We start from the raw sequence: 3,175 nt of genomic DNA on the forward strand, positions 1-3,175 counted from the left end.
ACACCTTTCTTTCCATTTGTATCCACACTTTGTAGATATCCCATATTCTGCACAGAGCTGAGTGAAATTGATACCTTTCTCAAAGCTCGCCATAACGAATTCTAATCTTAAATCCACGATCTGATTCTCCTTCCAAGGCATCCCCATAGCCCTCCTGTAAAGGTGTTCTAGGGGATGAGAAACCAGAAAGTGTTACCTATGTCTTGCTACAAAAGTGTTACCCATGTCCTGAGTCATACTATAAGTCCATTTCGTATAACGAACTAGACTTAACGACGTTCCTCGACCCTGAGTCCCGAAGGGACGTTAGGGACTGGCACATAGCTTGCGTATGCAAGCGAGTGACAGAAGAGGAATGTGGCGTAGCCCGAGCGAGGGCTTGTCCCGAAGCGTAGCGTTAAGTCGCTGTTATGCGTAGTTCCGTCTGTATACCTACGTAATTTCAAATCGTATCTCTCCAAAATCCCAGACTTCTTCACCAGCTATTTCAATGGCAGAAATTAATTCTAAATCATTTTCATTACCAACAAGCAATACATCTGAATCACTATTTTGATAAGATTTTTGAATTAGTTCTCTTTGAGAATTTGAAATCTTATCGGATGTTAAAATTTGTTCAAATCTATTCTTATTAAATTTTTTTGGTGCTATTTTCTTTACAAGATGGCCAAAAATTCGACCATCTTTTTTTGATTTTTGCTCTTCTTTAGAAATAGATTTTGTATTTTCGAATCGTATTTCCTTTAATAATACAAAGATTTTTAAAATCAGATTTTTCAGAGTTCTGAAATTGATGGTAAAAACTTGAGGCTGTGTATAGCGAAGACTAGGAAAATCCATTTTTGATATTGTTTCCAATAAATTATATTCTTCGTTTTCAAGTTTAGAATCTAAATCATAATTTATTTTCTTTGTATGTTTCAATAGTTTTTGAATATTGTGTTTATAACCAATCAATTGATTTATTGTTATATCATTATCAAAGTTGGATATGAGATATTTTAGAAATTTTTCTATGAACGCATGACTAATTTGTAAGTGATGAAAAAGGTCGGGTAGTGGAACGGAATCTGTGATTGCATCTCTTATTTCGTTCTCGATGAATTCCCATCTTACTGAGAAGGATGATCGAAAATTTGGTGAATTAATAAAATGTTTCTCCAAATAAGCAAAGTCATATAATGCGGAAAAATACATTCTATTTTTATCAATAGTATTCATATGATTTAAGGAATTACGCATAACGAACTAGGCTACACGACGTAGGCTGACCCTGAGTCCCGGAAAGGGACGTTAGGGACTGGCACGACACTTGCGTATGCAAGGGGAGTGACAGAAAGCCTATGTGTCGCAGACCGAGCGAGGGCGACAGTCCCGAAGCGAAGCGTGTCAGCCGCAGTTATGCGAAGTTTGCTTTTTCCCAAAATAAAATTAAATTGCATTAAAGAGCTCTTTTTTGCATTCATTTATTTTCAGATAAATAATATTATCGTTGTTAGTATAATTAAAACCATTTAAATCTTTTAAAAAAGGAGAGTTATCAAGGAGGATATAATCTAAAAAGAAATCATTTGAAAAGATATTCTGAAATAAATGTTTTTGGCAAAAAGCGACTTCTTCTCCGCTTCTAGTAAATATTGAAAATCTCATAATTATGAAAAGTCTCATTCCTCGACTTGTAGTAAGTCTATGATGAAATGTAGTAGAGTTAATCATTAAAATAATAGTAGGGAAATAAACTTCGTCTGAATTTTCAGGATTGGTATAAAAAAGATTAAGTTCCGAAGTATAGAAAGGATCCTCAACTAAATTTACATTAAAATTTTGATTTTTTAATTTTTTGAAAAGTTCTTCATCGTAATGAATGATAACTTTATGGCTAGAAGTTAATTCATAAATAGGAATGGATTCGTAATACGGTATTAAGAAAGGTAAAAATCTATATCGAAAGTAAAGATTCTTTTTTAAATCTGAGTTAAGGTAGGATTTGTCGTAAATTATTGTAGCTTCATTCTGGTATCTAAAATTAGCCTGTTTTAAATTAAACTGATCTTGTGCCAATTCAAAACTTTGAATACAAGAGATTTCAGAAATTATAAAAAGAAGAAATCTTGTTTTTTTAAAAATTCGAATAATTTCCATTTTGACTATTTAAATAAAAGGAAAAGCAAATTTCGCATAACGAACTAGGCTACACGACGTTGTCCGTAGCTGAGTCTCGCAGAGACGTTAGCGTCGGCGCGACTTCTTGCGGAGCAAGAAGCGTGACGGAGGACAATGTGCCTTTAGGCCGAGCGAGGGCGAAAGTCCCGAGCGGAGCGTGTCAGCCGCAGTTATACGACGTTACCCAATTTTCAAAATTTAGAGTTTCAAATTATAAATTTTACTTTCAATTTAAAAGTTCGTTTTACTGTTATTGTTCAATGGGATGTAAGAAATAGAAACTCTTAATTATCTTTTATTTTTCTATTTAGACTGTTCCAATAGATGCCCATCAATCCTCTTTTATCGAATTTAAAATTTCCAGTATTTATTTCAAAAGGTATATCTTTATTTTCCTCTAAATACTTTTGGAGAAATGGAATTCTATAAAGTCTGAAATACCAATCCGTATTTGAGTAATACCATCTTAACATCAATTTAAATTCATTATCTATCTTCTTGAGCTTAAAAAGGCTTTCTAAAGATTGCATAATTTCATTTTGGTATACATTGGAAAAATTTGGTAGCGAAATTAAATTTGGAGGTTCTGCTTGAGCATACCACTGTAAAAAAATTAATCTTTTTAAAGCTTCGAAATCTGATTCACTTTTAAAAATTTCGAGATACTCTTCATAAATATTATTGTATTCTTTCTTTATTTTTGCTTGAATTTCCTGAAATTTTCTTATTTCCCTTTCTTTGGAAATTTCCTCATTTTTGATTATAAGATTATTCTCTACTTCCGCTAATTTAATTATTTTATTTGTGAAAGAATTCATGGGGTATGACTTCAGGAGATAGGTAACGGTTAAGCGGCAGTAGAAGGGTAACGCTTTTTAGTAACCTTTCTTGGTTTATGATCTTTGTATGCATTGGGGTCAGAAATAAGCAAGAAAAAATCCTTGTCTATAACACCTAATTTATTATTAGCAAACCAGATGGAGTAAGTATCTCCCTCTTTTTTAATTCCGAC

3 protein-coding genes are annotated in these 3,175 nt (G+C 32.9%); all 3 read right to left on the minus strand.

All coding sequences use genetic code 11. The features are described 5' to 3' along the window. Positions 1 to 432: 432 nt before the first annotated feature. The 3 genes from DI060_RS18725 to DI060_RS18735 all read right to left on the minus strand — a co-directional run bounded on the left by DI060_RS18725 (position 433) and on the right by DI060_RS18735 (position 2,981). Entirely contained in the window at positions 433 to 1,221 is a 789-nt protein-coding gene (locus DI060_RS18725) for a hypothetical protein (protein WP_135355110.1), read from the minus strand. A 210-nt stretch (positions 1,222 to 1,431) separates the two neighbouring features. Then, positions 1,432 to 2,142 carry a hypothetical protein gene (locus tag DI060_RS18730; RefSeq protein WP_108978539.1) on the minus strand — a complete coding sequence of 237 codons (711 nt, stop codon included), beginning with the start codon at positions 2,140 to 2,142 and terminating at the stop codon, positions 1,432 to 1,434. Positions 2,143 to 2,447: 305 nt separating this feature from the next. Then, positions 2,448 to 2,981 (minus strand): hypothetical protein, encoded by a 534-nt coding sequence (locus DI060_RS18735; RefSeq protein WP_108978540.1) that lies wholly within the window; start codon positions 2,979 to 2,981, stop codon positions 2,448 to 2,450. Between the last annotated feature and the right edge of the window lie 194 nt (positions 2,982 to 3,175).

Origin of the sequence: Leptospira ryugenii (assembly GCF_003114855.1) — a bacterium.
In the GTDB taxonomy this organism is placed as follows: domain Bacteria; phylum Spirochaetota; class Leptospiria; order Leptospirales; family Leptospiraceae; genus Leptospira_A; species Leptospira_A ryugenii.

Bases quoted from the DNA above. Each gene is read 5' to 3' on its own strand.
- DI060_RS18730 (WP_108978539.1), bottom strand. From the start codon at position 2,142: ATGGAAATTATTCGAATTTTTAAAAAAACAAGATTTCTTCTTTTTATA.
- DI060_RS18725 (WP_135355110.1), bottom strand. From the start codon at position 1,221: ATGAATACTATTGATAAAAATAGAATGTATTTTTCCGCATTATATGAC.
- DI060_RS18735 (WP_108978540.1), bottom strand. From the start codon at position 2,981: ATGAATTCTTTCACAAATAAAATAATTAAATTAGCGGAAGTAGAGAAT.